At 40.0% G+C, this 18007-nt stretch carries 21 protein-coding genes; 14 read left to right on the top strand and 7 right to left on the bottom strand.

All coding sequences use genetic code 11. From position 1 onward, the window contains the following. Window positions 1–4: 4 nt before the first annotated feature. From ectA to FFL34_RS14545, 4 genes are all read right to left on the bottom strand, one after another. Window positions 5–535, bottom strand: coding sequence for a diaminobutyrate acetyltransferase (gene ectA, locus FFL34_RS14560; protein WP_138604764.1), 531 nt, complete (start codon window positions 533–535; stop codon window positions 5–7). Between the two features lie 313 nt (window positions 536–848). Then, window positions 849–1571 (bottom strand): amino acid ABC transporter ATP-binding protein, encoded by a 723-nt coding sequence (locus FFL34_RS14555; protein WP_138604064.1) that lies wholly within the window; start codon window positions 1569–1571, stop codon window positions 849–851. After that, window positions 1571–2230 (bottom strand): amino acid ABC transporter permease, encoded by a 660-nt coding sequence (locus FFL34_RS14550; RefSeq protein ID WP_138604063.1) that lies wholly within the window; start codon window positions 2228–2230, stop codon window positions 1571–1573. The genes FFL34_RS14555 and FFL34_RS14550 overlap by 1 nt, the downstream gene beginning before the upstream one ends. Before the next feature lie 145 nt (window positions 2231–2375). Continuing rightward, window positions 2376–3128 carry a transporter substrate-binding domain-containing protein gene (locus FFL34_RS14545; RefSeq protein WP_138604763.1) on the bottom strand — a complete coding sequence of 251 codons (753 nt, stop codon included), beginning with the start codon at window positions 3126–3128 and terminating at the stop codon, window positions 2376–2378. Between the two features lie 415 nt (window positions 3129–3543). On the opposite strand from FFL34_RS14545, the gene FFL34_RS14540 reads away from it, so the two are divergent. After that, window positions 3544–4773 (top strand): IS110 family RNA-guided transposase, encoded by a 1230-nt coding sequence (locus FFL34_RS14540; protein WP_138601661.1) that lies wholly within the window; start codon window positions 3544–3546, stop codon window positions 4771–4773. Between the two features lie 461 nt (window positions 4774–5234). On the opposite strand, the gene FFL34_RS14535 is transcribed toward FFL34_RS14540, so the two are convergent. Continuing rightward, window positions 5235–5525: a hypothetical protein gene (locus FFL34_RS14535; protein WP_138604062.1), complete on the bottom strand. Its 291-nt coding sequence runs from the start codon at window positions 5523–5525 to the stop codon at window positions 5235–5237. Window positions 5526–5685: 160 nt separating this feature from the next. On the opposite strand from FFL34_RS14535, the gene FFL34_RS14530 reads away from it, so the two are divergent. The 3 genes from FFL34_RS14530 to FFL34_RS14520 are packed head-to-tail and all read left to right on the top strand — an operon-like array spanning window position 5686 to window position 8566. Beyond that, window positions 5686–6540, top strand: coding sequence for a gluconate 2-dehydrogenase subunit 3 family protein (locus FFL34_RS14530; protein WP_138604061.1), 855 nt, complete (start codon window positions 5686–5688; stop codon window positions 6538–6540). Window positions 6541–6563: 23 nt separating this feature from the next. Then, a complete protein-coding gene (locus FFL34_RS14525) occupies window positions 6564–8321 on the top strand; it encodes a GMC family oxidoreductase (protein WP_138604060.1) in 1758 nt (585 codons plus the stop codon). A 47-nt stretch (window positions 8322–8368) separates the two neighbouring features. Continuing rightward, complete coding sequence (locus FFL34_RS14520; RefSeq protein WP_138604059.1) at window positions 8369–8566, top strand: twin-arginine translocase TatA/TatE family subunit; 198 nt, start codon at window positions 8369–8371, stop codon at window positions 8564–8566. 60 nt (window positions 8567–8626) lie between these two features. Here FFL34_RS14520 and FFL34_RS18705 read toward each other — a convergent pair whose 3' ends face one another. Both FFL34_RS18705 and FFL34_RS18700 read right to left on the bottom strand, forming a co-directional pair. After that, window positions 8627–9412: a hypothetical protein gene (locus FFL34_RS18705; protein ID WP_234031516.1), complete on the bottom strand. Its 786-nt coding sequence runs from the start codon at window positions 9410–9412 to the stop codon at window positions 8627–8629. Further along, entirely contained in the window at window positions 9373–10074 is a 702-nt protein-coding gene (locus FFL34_RS18700) for an alkaline phosphatase family protein (RefSeq protein ID WP_234031515.1), read from the bottom strand. Before FFL34_RS18700 ends, FFL34_RS18705 begins: the two co-directional genes overlap by 40 nt. A gap of 1414 nt (window positions 10075–11488) precedes the next feature. Here FFL34_RS18700 and FFL34_RS14505 point away from each other — a divergent pair. The 10 genes from FFL34_RS14505 (at window position 11489) to FFL34_RS14460 (ending at window position 17999) form a co-directional block, all read left to right on the top strand. Further along, a complete protein-coding gene (locus FFL34_RS14505; protein WP_138604058.1) occupies window positions 11489–11719 on the top strand; it encodes a helix-turn-helix domain-containing protein in 231 nt (76 codons plus the stop codon). Window positions 11720–11819: 100 nt separating this feature from the next. Beyond that, window positions 11820–12503, top strand: a complete 684-nt coding sequence (locus FFL34_RS14500) for a hypothetical protein (RefSeq protein WP_138604057.1) — start codon at window positions 11820–11822, stop codon at window positions 12501–12503. A gap of 1 nt (window position 12504) precedes the next feature. Beyond that, entirely contained in the window at window positions 12505–12744 is a 240-nt protein-coding gene (locus tag FFL34_RS14495) for a hypothetical protein (protein WP_138604056.1), read from the top strand. 28 nt (window positions 12745–12772) lie between these two features. Continuing rightward, on the top strand, window positions 12773–13018 hold the full coding sequence (locus FFL34_RS14490; protein WP_138604055.1) for a hypothetical protein: 246 nt from the start codon (window positions 12773–12775) through the stop codon (window positions 13016–13018). Beyond that, window positions 13015–13539, top strand: coding sequence for a phBC6A51 family helix-turn-helix protein (locus FFL34_RS14485; protein WP_138604054.1), 525 nt, complete (start codon window positions 13015–13017; stop codon window positions 13537–13539). The genes FFL34_RS14490 and FFL34_RS14485 overlap by 4 nt, the downstream gene beginning before the upstream one ends. A 74-nt stretch (window positions 13540–13613) precedes the next feature. Further along, window positions 13614–14180 carry a hypothetical protein gene (locus FFL34_RS14480; RefSeq protein WP_138604053.1) on the top strand — a complete coding sequence of 189 codons (567 nt, stop codon included), beginning with the start codon at window positions 13614–13616 and terminating at the stop codon, window positions 14178–14180. Window positions 14181–14287: 107 nt separating this feature from the next. Beyond that, window positions 14288–14467, top strand: a complete 180-nt coding sequence (locus FFL34_RS14475; RefSeq protein ID WP_138604052.1) for a hypothetical protein — start codon at window positions 14288–14290, stop codon at window positions 14465–14467. Window positions 14468–14479: 12 nt separating this feature from the next. Next, window positions 14480–15196: a hypothetical protein gene (locus FFL34_RS14470; RefSeq protein WP_138604051.1), complete on the top strand. Its 717-nt coding sequence runs from the start codon at window positions 14480–14482 to the stop codon at window positions 15194–15196. A gap of 14 nt (window positions 15197–15210) precedes the next feature. Next, the gene (locus FFL34_RS14465; protein WP_138604050.1) at window positions 15211–15510 is read left to right on the top strand and encodes a hypothetical protein; all 300 of its coding nucleotides are present in this window, start codon (window positions 15211–15213) and stop codon (window positions 15508–15510) included. An 80-nt stretch (window positions 15511–15590) separates the two neighbouring features. Next, window positions 15591–17999, top strand: coding sequence for a phage tail tape measure protein (locus tag FFL34_RS14460; protein WP_138604049.1), 2409 nt, complete (start codon window positions 15591–15593; stop codon window positions 17997–17999). The last annotated feature ends 8 nt before the right edge of the window (window positions 18000–18007 follow it).

Below are 18007 nucleotides of genomic sequence, written 5' to 3'. Positions count from 1 at the left end.
AATGTCACCCTTCCGCTAAAATTTTTTCTTTTTGAATTGGTCCAATCTTAAACAAATGTTCATCTTCATGACCTTCTCCAGGAAAGTCATCGGATGTAAAATAGTCATGAATCACACATTTGGTTAGCATTTTCCTCGCAAGACCCAGAAACAGCCGCTGTGACGCCGAATTAGATGGCGATACGGTCGCTTCAACCGATTGAATATCTGCACAAGTTTCACGCTGCAGCAATTGGTACAGCATTCTCGTTGCAAGCCCCTGCCCGCGCTCTGATTCATCTACAGCTACTTGCCAAATAAACAGCGTATCCGGCTGGTCCGGATGGATGAATCCTGAAATGAATCCAACTATTCGCTCCTCTCTTTCCACTACAATGGATGTATCCGAAAAAATTTCACACCACATAATATAGCTATAGGATGAGTTCAAATCGAGGACACCGGTACCTTTTACCAGTTCCCACACTTCTGCTCCATCATCTTTTGTTGGTCTGCGAAAATGCAAACCGGTCTCACTTTTTCTTGGCTTCGTCATGACTTGACTGTCACTGTTTAAGATGATTCCACCTCCTAAGTTTTTCGAAAAATGATTCGTATTAATAATAAATAGAATAATCTTATAAATCAAAACGGTTTAAACATCATATAGCGTGATTAAACGGACTCATTCCTTGTCTCGTTTATCAAACATCGCTTACGTTAAAATTGCTTTCAAATATTTAACTGTAGCGCCATTTTCAAGAAGTTAACCTCAACTTGTTCATCATTATTTTCCGCTTGAACATCCACATGACAGTATTCAGGCGGAAACAAGCCGATTAAGCCTGCGATTTTAAAAAACAATGCAGCTATAAAATTTTATTTAAAAATTCCGCTGTTCGATCTGATTGCGGATTGGAAAACAATTGATTAGGTCGCCCTTCTTCCACAATGACCCCTTCATCCATAAATAAAACTCTATCGGCTACTTCACGAGCAAATCCCATCTCATGAGTGACAACAAACATCGTCATTCCCTCATTCGCGAGCTGTTTCATCACTTCCAGCACTTCACCAACCAGCTCCGGATCCAATGCTGATGTCGGTTCATCAAACAACATCATTTTCGGTTCCATGGCAAGTGCACGAGCGATGGCCACGCGCTGCTGCTGCCCGCCTGATAATTGCTGCGGATATTCATTAGCCTTATCATAAAGTCCGACCTTTTCCAACAAGTTCAAGCAGCGTTCTTTAGCATCTTTTTCAGGAACTCTTCGTACTACCCGCGGTGCGAGCATAAGATTTTCGATGACTCTTTTATGTGGAAAAAGATTAAACTGCTGAAACACCATGCCGACTTCCGTGCGAACGGTATTGATATCCGTTTCAGGGGCGCTCAGATGATGGCCATCAACGATTACTTCCCCTTTGGTAACAGGCTCCAGCATGTTCAGACAACGAAGAAATGTGCTTTTCCCCGATCCGCTCGGGCCAATGACACAGACGACTTCAGAGGGATGAATTTCACAGTCAATCCCTTTTAGAACTTCGGTGTCGCCAAATTGTTTATGCAGATTCTTCACGGTGATCATCAGACATCAAGCCTCCTTTCCATGGCTTGCAAAACGAATGATAATGTCAGTGTAATAGCCAGATAGAATATACCGACTGTGGTGTAGATTTCAACAGCATTAAAATTATTTGCAGCAATCAGACGCCCCTGAAAAATCAGCTCAGGAACAAGAATAACCGAAAGCAGAGATGTGTCCTTAATACTGATAATGAACTGATTGCCAAGCGGTGGTATCATTCGTTTGAAAGCTTGAGGCCAAATAATATGACGCATCGTCTGATTATGGGTGAGTCCGAGTGTACGTCCGGCTTCCATCTGCCCGGAATCAATAGATTGAATAGCACCACGCACAATTTCCGCAATATAGGCACCAGAATTCAAAGCAATGACGATGATACCGGCTATCACCGAATCAATTTCAAATCCGATAATGAGTGGAAGTGCATAATAGATCCATATAGCTTGTACAAGAACTGGTGTTCCTCGGATTATTTCAATGTACACAGTTGAGATAGCATTGATGATTTTGGATTGAGCTATCCGACCAAGACCAAAAATACCACCTAGAATGAAGCCGATTATAAGTCCGACAACGGATATAAGCAGTGTATAATATAAACCGGTAAATAATTGTGGCAGGTAATCCACAATCCCAGCCCAGTCAAATCTTCCAATCATCCTTTCACCTCTTTAATATAATACGAAGACTTTGAATCTCATCATTTCTCTTTGGTTTCTTTGAAAGTTGCAGTGAGGGCTTCTCCCCCGTTAGGACGGGAAATAAGCCTTAGTTGATTTTCGTTTTTGTTAGCGATGTTCGTCATTATTCCGATTTTTCGCCAAACCACTTTTCATAAATTTCATCATATGTCCCATTATCTTTGATTGTTTGTAGGGCTTCATCAACACTTTTAACCAGCTCTTCTTGCCCTTTGGATATAGCAATCGCGTAATCTTCCGCTTTATATAAATCCCCTACGACTTTTAGTTTGTCACCGGTCGTATTAATGTAATATTTAACATTTGGGGCATCGTAGAGAATGGCGTCTGCACTGCCATTTTCAACAGCTAAATACGCTTGATCGAGCTGTTCATATTGATTGGTATCAGCATTGTCGATATTTTCTTTTATATATTTAGAGCTTGTTGAACCAAGCCTGGTTGCAATTGTTTTACCTTCCAGATCGTCAATGTCTTTAATAGAATCATTGTCCTTTTGTACGCCAATCGCGAGCCCCGATTCAAAATAAGGATCACTGTAATCAATCTTCTTTTTTCGTTTTTCCGTAATGCCGATTCCCGCTACAGCCATATCAAACGATCCAGTCTGCAATCCCGGGATGATTCCATCAAAGTTCGTCGTTTCCAGCTCAATATTGAACCCCGCTTCATCAGCAACCGCATGAATCAAGTCAATGTCAAATCCAACATATTCCCCATCCTCTTTAAATTCAAATGGAACAAACGAGGTATCACTAGCGACAGTATACGTATCCTGTAATTCACCGTCTCCCCCAGACTCCTCTTCTCCTCCGCAAGCTGCGAGCGTGCTCACAAGTACGAATGAAAATAGCATGACACCCCACGTTTTCAGATTTAACTTTACCACTACAACATTCCCCCTCGTATATTATGTTTAGGCCCTATCATTTGAGCCCATATTTTCTTACTTTTCCTGCTGGATATAGTCAAAAGTCTTGGACGTCCCGTGATGTTCCTAGATAATGGTCTTAGGATCATTTGGGACAATTCTTTTCCCCCTTGTGGCTAGACCACACGTAAAGACTGTTTCCCAGTGTGCGTTCGGACCTTCCTACTCGCAGGCTGTGCACCCTGAATCTCGAACCTGGGTGTTAGTAGCCCCAGGGCGGCTTTCGAATCAGGGTTAGTACTTATACACGAGGTTGCTGATCGGCGTTCACACTAGGGATATCTCAGGGCGTCCAAGAAATAGTACCAATGATTCTAAATCGAAAGGAGGAGAACCCCCCATGAAATTATTTGCTGGATTAGATGTTAGTTCTTTTGATATCAAGATTTGTTTGCTGGATGGTGAAGGAGAAAAGGTTAAATCCTTCACGGTTTCCAATGACCTTCCTGGTGCTAGTGAGCTTCGGGATACTGTTTTGGAATATTTGCGTGATCAGGCTGTTGATACGCTCAAATTCGGGCTTGAATCCACGTCCGTTTATAGTTTTCATCCATCCATGTTTCTTCATCATGATGAGGCACTCAAAGCACTTGGCGCAGAGGTATTTGTCATGAATCCAAAACAGATTGCGAACTTTAAAAAGAGTTATAGCGACATGGACAAAACCGATGAAATTGATGCGTTCGTCATCGCCGATTATCTGCGTTTTGGCCGATTGCCAATGTCTGTTGTCAAAGAGAGCCAATATGTTGCGCTCCAACAGCTTACACGCTCCAGGTATCAGCTAGTTCATCAGGTTACCAAGGAAAAGCAGCACTTCCTTCAACACTTGAGTTTTAAATGCAATACCTTCAAAGAGGAAGTCGATTCTTCCGTTTTTGGGAATGCCATGATGGAACTGTTTTTCGAGAAGTTCAGTCTGGATGAACTTGCGCAAATGCCGGTTGAAGATCTAGCTGATTTTCTACAAGAAAAGGGCAGAAATCGCTTTGGTGACCCGGAATGTGTTGCGAAATCCATTCAGAAAGCCGTTCGTTCTTCTTACCGTCTGGACAAGGTTGTGGAAGACTCTATCGATGTTATTCTTGGTACAACTATCGAAGTCATTCGCACACTCCAAAAACAGATAAAGGAAATTGATAAAGCAATCGAGCGTATCATGGCTGGACTGCCACAAACGCTTGTCACTATCCCAGGCATCGGGCCCGTGTTTACTGCGGGAATCATCGCCGAAATCGGCCAAATTGAGCGATTTGATGATGAAACTAAGATAGCCAAATATGCAGGCCTTTATTGGCGAAAGCACCAATCAGGCCGCTTCACAGCTGACGACACTTCACTTACGCGTAACGGGAATCAGTACCTCAGATATTACCTGGTTGAAGCCGCCAACTCGGTAAGACGGCACGTTCCTGAGTATCAAGCATATTACGCGAAAAAATACAGTGAAGTACCTAAGCATCAACACAAAAGAGCACTCGTCTTAACCGCAAGAAAATTAGTGCGTTTGGTGGATGTGCTACTACGCAATCACCAAATCTACACGCCAAAAAGGAGCGTGAATGCATGAAGCACAAATAGCTTCTAAATCCTTTTACTGATTACCAGTAATTTCCATTTATTTACTGGTCTAGTTTCCTGATGCCTTTTTTCGCAAAATTGAACCTTGACAATCGAATATTTAGTTATTTTCCTCTTGACATATCACCGCAGGTCTTTTGAATGTCTATATTTCAATCATTAATTCAGGTATATGCGTGGAATTACTATATATGCGAAAGATTGGTAGAGTCGTTGTAGTCATAACGTCGGAGTAGCGCTAATTGGGGTATCAATTACAAAAACGCTACGTTGATGCTCGCCGCTATTCTGTGGATTCTTCATGCTGTTTCCGGATTGTAAAAAATCCGCCCGTCCTCCGAAGAATGATTGGCTGAACCGGCGGATGTTGCCCTACGCATATCGTAATGATTCGTTACTATTTTTTTCGTAACGCAAGATGAAAACATTTTTCCCAACAAGCAAAAACTATCAATCCGTGTCATCCCCAGCTTCTTCTGCTGTCTCAGCTGTTTCGGTTTCCTCCTCTTCGCCGGATGTCACATCGTCCAAATCAAGCCAGGAAAGCATCGCACGTACAACTGTATTGATTTTTTCGTTAACCATATCGTTACCATATTTTACTTTGGCACGTTCTATCATTTCCATTACATCCGTTTCAAACTGTATAACCGGTTCATCTTCTTCCAGATTGTTGTACAGATCAAGTATTTCATCCAACGCTTTATCAAACCGCTTTGTTTCAGTCTCATTTGCTTTCATTTTTTATCACCCGCTAACAGTCTTTCCTTGAAAAGCTGAGACCATGCAAAAGCGCAAGAACAAAGGCTCGTTATCCGGACTTCAATTAAGCCTATTCTTACCCAAATGTATGATTATGGAAACTGTGGTTAAAATATGTAATAAAGGAGGGTATTCGCCAATGACGGATAAGCGTTCTGATGATGATAAAAATCTTGACGAAGATGGACTGAGCCGGCGCCGGTTTATTAAAAATACGGGAATGGTTGCCGGTGGCGTTGTCGGCGGTTCTTTGCTTGGTGGACTGCTGACGTCGCAATTCCAGACGGACGAGGAAACAAAGACTGATAAAAAACAAGAAACAAGTTCCGATCTGCAGGATGCAAGAATGTTTTTCAATCAGAATGACTTTAAAGTACTGCAAGCAGCTACGGAACGAATTTTTCCAGAGGATGACAATGGACCCGGTGCCATCGGGCTCGGTGTTCCTTACTTTATAGATAAACAGTTGGCCGGGAGCTGGGGTACGAATGCGAAAGATTACCGCGAACGGCCTTTTCTGAAGTTTAACCAGGTTGAAAATATGCAGCAGAAAGACTCGGAAAACCTGCCTCCCAATCCACAGGGAGCTCAAGGCGAGGACCAGAAAACGAACACGGAAAATCAGCGTCATCAATCACGACTAAACAGAAGAGAGATCTTTCTGAATGGTCTTCGGAAAATGAATCAGCTTAGTCAAGAGCGATTTAATACAACCTTTGATGAGGCTAGTGAAGAACAGCAAATCGAGATATTACAGGATTTTGAAAGTGGTAAAGTGAAATTAAAAGGGGTGGCGGCAGAAAACTTTTTCATACTGCTGCGTGTGGCAACATTGGAGGGAGCATATTCCGACCCTCTCTATGGTGGTAACAAGAATATGGACGGCTGGAAAATGAAAGAGTTTCCCGGAGCACAACCCGCTTATACAAACAAAATTTCACAGGATGAATTTGCCAAAATTAAACCTATTAGCTTAACCGATTATCAGGGATAATCACCCCTTAAGGAGGTAATTCGATGGCACAAAAGCTGGATAAGGTCGATGCGGTGATTGTTGGATCTGGCTGGGCAGGCGGCATCATTGCAGCCGAGCTCACTAAAAAAGGATATAACGTAGTCGGACTGGAGCGAGGCGTGGACAAAGATCAAGAGGATTACATAGGAACGAAAGATGAACTACGCTTCTCCAGAAGATATGAAATGATGCAGCACCTGAACAAAGAAACCATTACATCAAGGAACAACCAAGATGCTACGGCATTGCCGGTTCGAACAAATGAGAATGCCTTGTTCGGTACGAATACAGGTGGTTCCGGGGTACACTGGAATGGGGTGAACTTTCGCTTCCTTCCGTACGACTTTGAAATTTACAGCAAAACAGTTGAACGATATGGGAAAGATAAAATCCCTAAAGGCATGACATTACAGGACTGGGGAATAACCTATGATGAACTGGAAAAGTATTATGATCGCTATGAAAAAATGGCGGGTATATCCGGCGAAGAAAACCCTATCGGTCCCAATCGTTCCGACAAATATCCAACCCCGCCAATGAAAGATACACCAGCCATTCGTCTGTTCAAAAAAAGCACATCGGAAATGGGTTATCATCCGTATCATATTCCGTCTGCGAATCTCTCTGAGCAATATAAAAACCCGGATGGAGAGACAATCAATGCCTGTATGTATTGTGCTTTTTGTGAAACATATGGTTGTGACTTCGGAGCCAAATCAGATCCGATTATAACAGTTTTGAAAACGGCAAAGAAAACAGGTAACTATGAACTGCGAAATGAAGCTACAGTTACCCGTGTCATGCATGATGGCAATCGTGCAACAGGACTGTTGTATACTGATACGAAAACCGGGCAGGAATATGAGCAACCTGCTGATATCGTCGTACTGGCCGGGTTTATTTTTACAAACACACGACTGTTGTTACTCTCCGATATTGGCAAAACGTATAATCCCAAAACCGGTACAGGGGTGATTGGCAAAAACTTTACCGGACATTTTAATAACATGACCTACCTTGGTGCGAGAGGTTTTTTTGAGGATAAGAAATTCAACAATTTCATGGGTGCCGGAGCATTGGGAGCTACCATAGATGATTTTAGCGGGGATAATATTGATCACAGCGATCTTGATTTTCTTCATGGCTTTGAAGTACAGATACAGACAACCGGAAACAGACCAATTGCAACCAATTTCGTTCCCAAAGGTACACCCTCGTGGGGAAAGGAATTCAAGGACAAATCATTATACTACACCAATCGTAATTTATATGTAAATGCACTATCCGGTTCACTGCCTTGGCAGCATAACTATTTGGATTTAGATCCGACTTATACAGATTTCCTTGGCAATCCGCTACTTCGTGTTACCTATAGTTACACAGACCAGGATCGTAATTTAAGCCGTTATGCTGTCGACGTATGCGAAAAAATAATGAAGAAAATGGGAGCAGATACAGTTGAAAAGGATGAAATAACGGATGATATTGAATTCAACAGTTCCTTTACCACCGGTCACTTTGGTGGCGGTGCAATTATGGGCAATGACCCGAAAACATCAGCGGTAAACAACTACTCACAAATGTGGGAGATGGATAACCTCTTTGTAGTTGGTGCATCATCATTCCCGCATTTCGGCAATTACAACCCGACCGAAACTGTCGGAGCATTAGCGTATCGGGCAGCTGAAGGAATTGACCAATTTCTGAAAGATGGCGGTGGACTGCTTGTTAAAGGAAATCAGGTAAAAAGCAAAACATAATTAGCCATATAGAGAAAAAATATAAAACGCATAAAGAGGTGACTCCTATGGGCATAGCAAATATCGGCATTCCAGGCTTGATTCTGGTCGTCATTCTCGCACTGATCATTTTCGGTCCGAAAAAACTGCCGGAAATCGGCAAAGCATCCGGCCAAACACTCCGCGAATTCAAACAATCAGCCGGGGACCTCGTTTCAGACGGGGATGCGGGTACTACCAACCAAGACGAAAAGTCGGATAAATAAAGAAAAAGGACTGCCCCGAACTATTTTGGGGCAGTCCTTTTTTCAATGTAGAAATGTGAATTAGTCAGTCATCCGTACTATAAACTCTTTTAAGTCAATGATTCGTGGATACGTTGGTTTCTCTTCTGTGCCAGTAATAATCAGTGGAACGAGCGATTCTTGTTTGTGTAACGATCCATGGGCAGCACCGAAATGAGGTGGTGTCGATTGCGCTTTAAAATCAAACCCTGGCTTTGCATTTATAACAAGGAACCGACCCTCATGCGAATGGAGCGCTCCATAAAGTCTAGCTAATGCATCGGGATAATCGCCATATGTCATTTGATTGTTTTCGATCATCTGCAAATCTAATAGCTCATGGTCTCCTTCTATATTCCATGACTGATTATAACAGTCTATTAGCTCGTGCCCTGGTTCAAATCGGAAATGACCTTCTTTTGATCCGGAAACGATATTAATCCCCGCATTTCCTTTCCAAGCAATAATATCAATTCGCTTATCCTTTTTAAGTTCGGTGATAATTTCTTGGAATGTAATTGTCTCATCAACAAGATAGATGTAAGCCATTCTTTGATTAACACAGAAGACAAGCTGATCTTTCGGGCGTAATCCTCGTTGAATTTTTGTAACACGGTATTTTTTTAGACGTTTTCGTAAATCAATAACCGCTTTACTATGGTTTTTATGCATTGGAGCTTGCCCATTATCACCAATAATAAGCCATGTATTTTGACGGACAGCCTCCTCCCAACTCGGATACATATGAAGTATTTTTTGTATTTGCTTATCAATTTTACGAATCCCTTTTAAATCCATCGGTCCTTTAAAATGAATACGTAAATCCAAATCCTGAAAAATACATAACGTGAACATCGGCAGTTTGTTTTTACGAATAAGTCGCCGAAGTTCGCGAGCGGTGAACTTATATTTCCAGCCGCAATTTGGAAGGTGAAATTCCATGGGGAAATTTTTTGAAAAGCACCTAGTGACAATACTGGCGGGGCTTCTGTTGTCCACTTTCCATCTTGAAAATGCGTAAAAGATTTAAACAGTCGGGGAACATTTAACTTTTGCGGCGTATTACCCCGATAAACGAATGAATTAATCGAAGCAGAGGAAGTCCCCTTCTTTGCCAACGCTTCATAAATGGTTGTCACTTCATTACTCATATGCTCATTGTTCAATCGATAAAGCATGTTGTGGATGGATCGCCTTAAGCCGAGCTTCAACGTTTCTGTAAAACCTGTTCCGTAATTAACAATTTCCTTTTCACCTTGATCAAACCATGTTAAGCCCGGTATATGATGTTGATCTGGATAAGAACCTGTCAATAAACTACTATCAATGGTGACAGACATGGTCGGAAACGAATTAACCATATTCGGATAATAACGCCCGTTCTCCATTAAAAACTGTAATGCTGGTGCATATCCCGTCTGTGCCGCAACCTCGAGTGGTTCTGGCATTAACGAGTCTATAGCTAATAATATAACCGGTTTGTTGTCCAAAATTGCTCACCCTTATTTCGCCTGTTTTATAACCAAAATTAGTTTATACTAATAATACATCTATATACGTTTTTGTTTAGAGGGAGAGAGCGTTAGAACCAGGCTGCGTGGACCTTGAAATGGTTAGCCGAAAAATTGCAGATATGCTGAGTAAAGGTTATATTAAAGGAGGGGAGGAATTTTATGAGTTTTAAATCATTGATCTACAAGATACTGAAAATCTCTAACGATGTAAACGCTGTGAGGAAAGGAAAAATCGGCAGGCGAATTGGCAGAAGGGCATCGGGAAAAGTAACGGGGAAAATATTAAAAAATCTATTCAAGTAATATGAACGCCATTTAATATGGTGTTTTTTCTTTGTTATGTAACAGGAAAAACCTTCATTATAAAATTGGACAACAACTGGACAACAAAACGGCTATTTTTATAGTAGGACGTATCTATTATGCTAACCCGAACACCCCCGATTTGTGGTCATCATTCTTTAAATAAAGTTTAACATAGAAATGATGATGCTAGCACACAAGTATCGCTAGAAACGTTCTGAACAGATGATCCAAACACAAAAAAAGCACCAAAACGCTGATCAACCAACGCTTTGACGCTTTTGTATGACTTGGCTTATGATTCCGAGTGGGCTCGAACCACCGACCTCATGCCTGTCAAGCATGCGCTCTCCCAGCTGAGCTACGGAATACTGTTATTTCAATGTATAAGTCTCATGTGGACTCAACACGGTATTTTGGTTGTTTTTTACTGGGTTACGTCCAGTATGTTACATAGTATAGAGGACAAGTTCTATTATTGTCAACGAGAAATAAATCATGTCGTGACAAGTTTCATAGAGTGTAAATATTACACTTCATAAATTCATTGTGTGTAGAATTTACACACACTAATAAAACAAATATATAACTATGAGTAAAACCTTGTAAGAATAATTGTTCTTATGAGGTTTTTTTTTGTTTGTCACACTTTCAAACCATTTTCGTTGTAAATGTTGAAGGAATTTCTGAAAAGTGGTTGTTATTATAACCTCCAGCCTCACTATTAAGTAGAAGGACATATTGTCCTTTTTGGAAGGACGGTTCGTCCTCCGAGTATCCTTCAACCAGATACAAAAATAAAATTCCTTGAGACGTACTCTCGGCAAATTGTCGAGGGTACAAAAAAATTTACAAAAGTAGTTGTTACGATAACCCTTAGCCACACTAAAGGTTGAGGAGGGGTTTAGACCTTTTCTCTAAAAAACAATTTTGGTTGTTTTGAAAGTGAGTGTAGTATTTACATTTTTTCACAACAGTTTCTCTGACGAGAGGAACAAATTGAGTTGGACGCTCTTTCTCTCCGAGCGTTCTTCTCTCTTTTTGGAATATGGTTATATAAACAATAACTGAGAAAGGAGTTGAAACTATGAGACAGTTCAACGGTCAAGACGTGAAAGTCATTAGACAAATATTGAGGGTAAGTCAAAAGGAATTAGCTGACATTGTTGGAGTTAGTCAAGCAATGATAGGTTTTATTGAATTAGGACAAAAACCAGTTTCAGAACGAGTGAACAAACTAATTTATAACAATGTAGTAACTCATTACATTGACGAGAAAACACTATACGGAATACTGGACGGAGAGTTGGAGTTATGAGAGAGGAATTAGAGAGATTGCAAAGGTTAGCTGATAAGCTCCAAAGACAAATAACGGAGTTGAAGAAAGAAATTAAAAAACACAAGGAGGAGAATGTAAAATGAGTAATTTTGAACAAGTAAGAAAGAACGTGGAGAGTAAGTTGGATAAAATCAGAAAAGGACAATTGGAGGTCACGGAGTTAGACGGTCAAATCAGAAAGAAACAACAAGAGAAAGTAAACCTCATGACTCAGGGGGTACACGGAGACGAATTGAGAAAACGTCATATGTTGATTGACGCTGAGGTTGAGGAGCTTGAAGAAAAGAAACGTAAAAAGGAACTTGAAACAACACGTCAAGAACTTGAAATTAAGGAAAACATGAAAGACGACTTGGCAACGTTGAAAGAGGAACGAAAAAAGAAAGTTCAAGAGTTCTCAGCTGAGGTTGAGAAAATGAACGAGGAACTGTTTGAGGCTAAATTGGAATATTTGAAGAAAGTTTATGACGCTGGTCAAAAGCAAGTTGAACTCCAAGAGGAGTTGGACGGAATTGGAGCAATTATTTCTAAGATTGACGAGAAAGACAGAAAACAACACGTTCCTAAATTAGATACAGCAACAAACCGTTATGGCAAAGAGACCTCTGGAGTCCTACCAGAACCAAATGAGGTTGTTTCAATTGAAAAAGGTCAACTCAATCCTCACACAGTCCCAGCAAGTACACGATTATATATTATGACTGGAGAAGTTGAACGGAATAACAAAGAGGCTCAAAGCAAAATGAGAAAAGGAGGAAAATAAAATGAACGAATTTGAAAAGAACGCTCAGAACATGTCTGAAAAGGAAAAACAAGAGTTACCAACTCACTTGAAAATGAGGCTCGGTTACTTGAAGTTACAAAAAGAGAAAATGGAGCAACAACAAGAGGAACAAGAACAACAAGAGGACAACAAAGCTCCAGAGGTTACTCCAAGAGAATTGTTTGGAACAGCTTATGACAAAGCAATGAAACAGAATGAGAAAGACGGTCTCTCAGACTAATAAAATTTTAAAAAAAGGAGTGTTTTCATTGAAACGATATGAAAAACTATTATTTGAGTTGGAGTTTGAAAAGACGTTGAATGACACTTATAAGGGTCATGTTGTTGTCTTTACAAATATTGGAGGAAACAAGGTCGAACATGGAACGGTCTTACTTGGGGAATTTGAGTCAATAAAAGAAATGAAATTAGAGTTTCATAGGTTTGAAAGAGAGTTCAAAGCCTTATATAAGGTGACTGGAAAACAAATGATAGCTGAGGGTTACTTTCAATGAGTGAAAACAAAAAACAAGAAATTCAACAAGTCATGAAAGACTCATTCGACTATGAAGGCTTGTTGGAGAACCCTCCTTATCCTCAAGACCATAAACAACTGAGGAAACTGACAGATAACCAGAAAAGGTTCGCTGTCTTAATTGCCTCAAAACCGTTCCACAAAATGACTCAAGGTCAAATGGCTGAACTTGTTGGAATTAGTCAAGTAACAGCCTCAAAATACGCTCATGACCCTCGCATTGTCGAATATGCTGAGTTGGTCGCTGACAAGCAATTGAAAAAGTTCACGTCAACAGTCTATAAGGAGTTACAAGACATTATTGTGAACTCAAAAAGTGAGAAAAACAAAATTGACGCTATGAAACTATTCTTTCAAATTACTGGGAAACTGGAGGAGTCCAAAAACATTACTCATAAAATTGAACAACAAGACGCTCCAGAGACTCAACGAGAAAGAGAACGACGAATTGTTGAAATGGAAAAGGAGTTACTAGACTTAGACGTTGAAACAGACGATTAGAAGAACCTCAAACCGTAAAGGAGTTGGGGTTCTTTTTATGTAAACAAAATTATGTAAAGGGGAGAAATTACGTTATGAGAAATAATTGGAGAGAAATTGAAGGTAATAAGGTTGAAATTGACTTAAATGTAAAGGGGAAAACCTATAAAACTGTTATTGACTCAAAGGACTTTGAATTGGTCTCAAAATTTCCTAAATGGTATGGACAGATAGACAATAGGTCTGGGAAAGTTTACGCAATGACAACGACTTATAAGACAGATAAAAAGGGTCGTAAGAAACAGACTCCAGTCATGTTACACAGAGTCATTTTAGGAATTGAGAACGAGAAAGACTTTGTCGGAGACCATAAAAACTTTAATACTCTGGACAATACCAGAGGAAACCTTGTCGCAAAAACTAACTCAAGGAACAGTAAAAGAACGAACAAGGATATTTCAAAGGTTAAGAAACACGGTAAACGTTGGGGAGTTTTCTTCAAAGGGGAGTTAGTCAAAGGCTTTGAAACTAAGAAAAAGGCTCAAATTGAGTCAGTCTTATTCAATATGGAGCAATTACCAGAGTTAGCTGTTTATCACGACTGGGAGTATTTGTTGGAGAAACATGGAGGAGCTGTTGTGAAAGAAGGTGAACAAAAATGACGTTCGTAATGTTTGGAGCTTGTTTTGCTCTTTATGTTTTACACAACAATGAGAGACAAAACAAACACGTCGAGTTCTTTATTTCAAACAAATAGGAGGAGTAAATTATGAAGAATGAGAAATATTTTTTCTGTTATAGTGGGAAACTTGCTTACTTTTTGATTGAGGTCAAGGGTCTGAAATATATCACAAAAGCTAAACGATACCAAGACGACATTGTCTTCACTTTATTTGAGAAAGACGAACAATTGAAAAAGGCTCTGGACGAATATGACAAACTAAAATAGGAGGAGTTCACGTTGGAATTTTACGTTATGTTTCCATTGAGAATGTTTTCGTATGAACATGAGGGGTTCATTGACAAGAAAGAGACTGACGCTTTGTTAGTCTTTTTTATTTTGGGTAAATTATCGAACTTTCATGATAGAACAAAAACATTTTGTAATATTGAAATGTTAGACGGTATGTTGAACCTTGACCCTAATAGTAAAAAACGGTCAAGAAAACGAGTCATTGACGCTCTGGAGGTTCTGGAGTTAAAAGGTTATATCAGAATGAAGTATGAAGGAGAATTGTCAAAAGCTCCTATCATTGAAATTGAAACCATACAAGAACATGAAACAACGGTCTCTGGAGGTTCAACTTACTCTGGTTACGTCAAAGTGTTTGAGGACGTATTTGAACACGCTGACGGAGACGGAAAGTTATTCAAAATTCTTATTTATACGCTCTGGAGACAAAACATTGATTATTCCATTTCTTATAAAGAATGGTCAAAGGTTCTCGGAGTTACTGAAGTAACAGCAAAATCACAAATTAAACGATACAAGGAACAAGGTAAAATCATTGTCGAGTCTGGTTCTCGTTACAGAGACGAACAAGGTCAAGTCAGACAAGAAATGAACAGTTACTCTGTTCCTTTTTTCATGGACTCCTCCCCTATTTATGAGGAACAACGAACGGAGGAGAAAGAAGTGACAGAAAGAAAATATAAATTTTTACACAAATACGTTTAGGAGGTTATTTTATCGTGGAGAAATTGGACATTATGGAGTATTCATTTAAGGTCGGAGCTGGTAAACGACAGATAATTGATTGTGAAATTGAGAAACCGTTCAAATTATATGCTTATCGAATTGACCGTGAACGGTCTGAAACATTTTCTATATGGTTCGACGGAGAAGACCAAAAACACTTAAACGCTGACCGTTATTTTCTTGTCTTAGATAAACCTACAACTTTGACTGAAATGTTCTCATTCATTAGTTCAAATATTAAGAACCCACTTCCAGACATGGTTGAGGTCAAACTTATTGGAGAGTTCCTTTAAAACAAGGTTCTCTCTTTTTTATTAGCGTGTTCCTCTTAGTCATGGGAGGAGCAAATGAATAAGAAAAGGAGGGAAAAAACATGGCAAGTTTGGCTGAATTAATGGTCAAAGTTGGAGCTGACATAGGAGACTTTCAAAGTAAAATGAGTAAAGTCGATAAGTCAATTAAAGACGTTAGCTCCAGTATGAAGAAGAATGGAAAAGCAATGGCTCAAACTGGTTCAAACCTAACCAAAAGTATTTCTGTTCCTTTGACAACTGTTGCTGGAACAGCTGTTGCAATGTCCTCAAAATATGAGGCTCAAATGTCAAAGGTTCAAGCTGTTACTGGTACAACTGGAGACAATTTCAAGGAGTTGAAAGGTTTAGCAAGAGAGTTGGGACGGACAACTCAGTATAGTGCTGTTGAGGCTGGTCAAGGTATGGAGTTCCTTGCTCGTGCTGGTTGGAATAATCAACAAATTATGAAAGGACTCCCACAAGTTCTCAACCTAGCAAAAGCTGGAGCATTGGACTTAGGTTCTGCCTCTGACATTGTTTCTAACATTATGTCTGGTTTTGGGGCAAGTGCTGGAGAGGCTCAACGTTATGTTGACGTTCTAGCAAAAGCCTCCTCAAGTGCTAACACGGACGTAAATCAAATGGGAGAGGCTATGAAATATGTTGCTCCAGTTGCTAACGACTTAGGTCTATCAGTCGAGGAAACAGCCTCAGCAATTGGAGTTATGTCTGACGCTGGTATTCAAGGTTCACAAGCTGGAACGACATTGAGACAAGGTCTATTGAAATTGTCCAGTCCTACAAAACAAGCTAAGGGTCTTATGGACGAATTGAACATGTCATTCTTCAACGCTGAGGGTCAAATGAAATCATTACCAGAAATCATTTCAACCTTAGAACAAGGAATGTCTGGACTTTCACAAGAACAACGAACTCAAGCTCTTTCAACTATGTTTGGAGCTGAGGCTGTTTCTGGTTTTTCAGCATTATTGAATAGAGGTTCTGAAGAAACTGGAGCATTTACAAAGGAACTTCAAAACGCTGACGGAACAGCTCAGAACATGGCTGAGACAATGGGAGACAACTTACAAGGACGACTCAAAGAATTATGGTCTCAAATTACTGATATTGGTATTTCACTAGGTCAGAGTTTGACTCCATATATTGAGAAGGCTGTTAGTTGGTTCTCTCAATTGGCTGACTGGGTCTCAAATCTTTCTGGTAAGGTTAAGGCTGGTATTCTAGTTTTTGGTGTACTTGCAACAGTATTACCTCCCCTATTAGCTGTTATTGGTTTTATGGTTCAAGGGGTTGGGTTGTTAGCTGGTGCATTTACAGCAATTTCAGCTCCAGTTCTAGCTGTTATTGCTGGGGTTGTTGCTCTTGGTGTCGCTCTTGGTGTTCTCTGGAATAAATCAGAGACGTTTAGAGAGACAGTCAAACAAGTGTTTACAAAAATTAAGGAAGTTGTTCTGTCAGCAATGAAGACCGTTGGTTCATTCCTTAAAAGTAAACTCAACCAGATAAAGAAATTCTGGGACGAGAATGGTTCACAAATTCTCAAAGCAGTCGAAAATGCCTTTAATGGAATAAAGGCTGTTATTGAGTTCGTTATGCCTTTTATAAAAGGTGTAATCAAATATGTTTGGAACGCTATTAAAGGAATAATCAACGGAGCATTAGACGCTATCATGGGAGTAGTAAAAATATTTACTGGTCTCTTTACTGGTGACTTCTCGAAAATGTGGGAAGGAGTCAAACAGCTGTTTTCTGGTGCTATTGAATTTGTCTGGAACCTTATGAACCTATCATTCGTTGGTGGAATTAAGAAACTTATTCTCGGTTTCACTAAGAAAATATGGTCTTGGATAAAAGGACTCTGGGACGACATTGTTCTTAAATTTATGTACGGAAAGGACAAAGTTGTCGGTTTTATCACAAACTTGAAGTCAAAGGGTCTCTCAATCTTTAATACTTTGAAAAACAGAGTTAAGTCTATTTTTGAGAAGGTTAAAGATTTTATCACGAACCCTATTAAAACAGCAAAAGACACGGTCAAAGACATGATTGACAAAATAAAAGGGTTCTTCTCTGGACTCAAGCTCAAGATACCAAAACCAAAGTTACCCAAAATTTCAGTTACAAAGAAAAAAGGGGTTTTGGGTATTCCTTATCCAGACTTTGACGTAAGTTGGAACGCTAAAGGAGCAATTTTCAACGGTGCAACTCTACTTGGTGGAGGTCAAGGAGTCGGAGAGGCTGGTGCTGAGGCTGTTTTACCAATACAGCATAAAAGGTATATGAAACCTTTTGCCTCTGCTGTTGCTGACCATTTACAGCCTAAAGAACCAACACAGCAAGTTCAACCTCAGAAAGTAACTGTCGAGGTTCCAGTTTATATGAACGGACGTGAGGTTGCTCGGTCAACGGTTGACGACATGTCTCGTTTACTTTTCGAGAAACAGAAACGAACAAACAGACGTAAGTAAAACACGGA

It is taken from the genome of Lentibacillus cibarius (assembly GCF_005887555.1).
Classification (GTDB): Bacteria; Bacillota; Bacilli; order Bacillales; family Amphibacillaceae; genus Lentibacillus; species Lentibacillus cibarius.
This window is presented reverse-complemented; position numbering and strand designations above follow the sequence as displayed.

Coding starts and splice junctions, on each gene's coding strand:
- ectA (WP_138604764.1), bottom strand. CDS start 535: ATGACGAAGCCAAGAAAAAGTGAGACCGGTTTGCATTTTCGCAGACCA.
- FFL34_RS14555 (WP_138604064.1), bottom strand. CDS start 1,571: ATGATCACCGTGAAGAATCTGCATAAACAATTTGGCGACACCGAAGTT.
- FFL34_RS14550 (WP_138604063.1), bottom strand. CDS start 2,230: ATGATTGGAAGATTTGACTGGGCTGGGATTGTGGATTACCTGCCACAA.
- FFL34_RS14545 (WP_138604763.1), bottom strand. CDS start 3,128: ATGCTATTTTCATTCGTACTTGTGAGCACGCTCGCAGCTTGCGGAGGA.
- FFL34_RS14540 (WP_138601661.1), top strand. CDS start 3,544: ATGAAATTATTTGCTGGATTAGATGTTAGTTCTTTTGATATCAAGATT.
- FFL34_RS14535 (WP_138604062.1), bottom strand. CDS start 5,525: ATGAAAGCAAATGAGACTGAAACAAAGCGGTTTGATAAAGCGTTGGAT.
- FFL34_RS14530 (WP_138604061.1), top strand. CDS start 5,686: ATGACGGATAAGCGTTCTGATGATGATAAAAATCTTGACGAAGATGGA.
- FFL34_RS14525 (WP_138604060.1), top strand. CDS start 6,564: ATGGCACAAAAGCTGGATAAGGTCGATGCGGTGATTGTTGGATCTGGC.
- FFL34_RS14520 (WP_138604059.1), top strand. CDS start 8,369: ATGGGCATAGCAAATATCGGCATTCCAGGCTTGATTCTGGTCGTCATT.
- FFL34_RS14505 (WP_138604058.1), top strand. CDS start 11,489: ATGAGACAGTTCAACGGTCAAGACGTGAAAGTCATTAGACAAATATTG.
- FFL34_RS14500 (WP_138604057.1), top strand. CDS start 11,820: ATGAGTAATTTTGAACAAGTAAGAAAGAACGTGGAGAGTAAGTTGGAT.
- FFL34_RS14495 (WP_138604056.1), top strand. CDS start 12,505: ATGAACGAATTTGAAAAGAACGCTCAGAACATGTCTGAAAAGGAAAAA.
- FFL34_RS14485 (WP_138604054.1), top strand. CDS start 13,015: ATGAGTGAAAACAAAAAACAAGAAATTCAACAAGTCATGAAAGACTCA.
- FFL34_RS14480 (WP_138604053.1), top strand. CDS start 13,614: ATGAGAAATAATTGGAGAGAAATTGAAGGTAATAAGGTTGAAATTGAC.
- FFL34_RS14475 (WP_138604052.1), top strand. CDS start 14,288: ATGAAGAATGAGAAATATTTTTTCTGTTATAGTGGGAAACTTGCTTAC.
- FFL34_RS14460 (WP_138604049.1), top strand. CDS start 15,591: ATGGCAAGTTTGGCTGAATTAATGGTCAAAGTTGGAGCTGACATAGGA.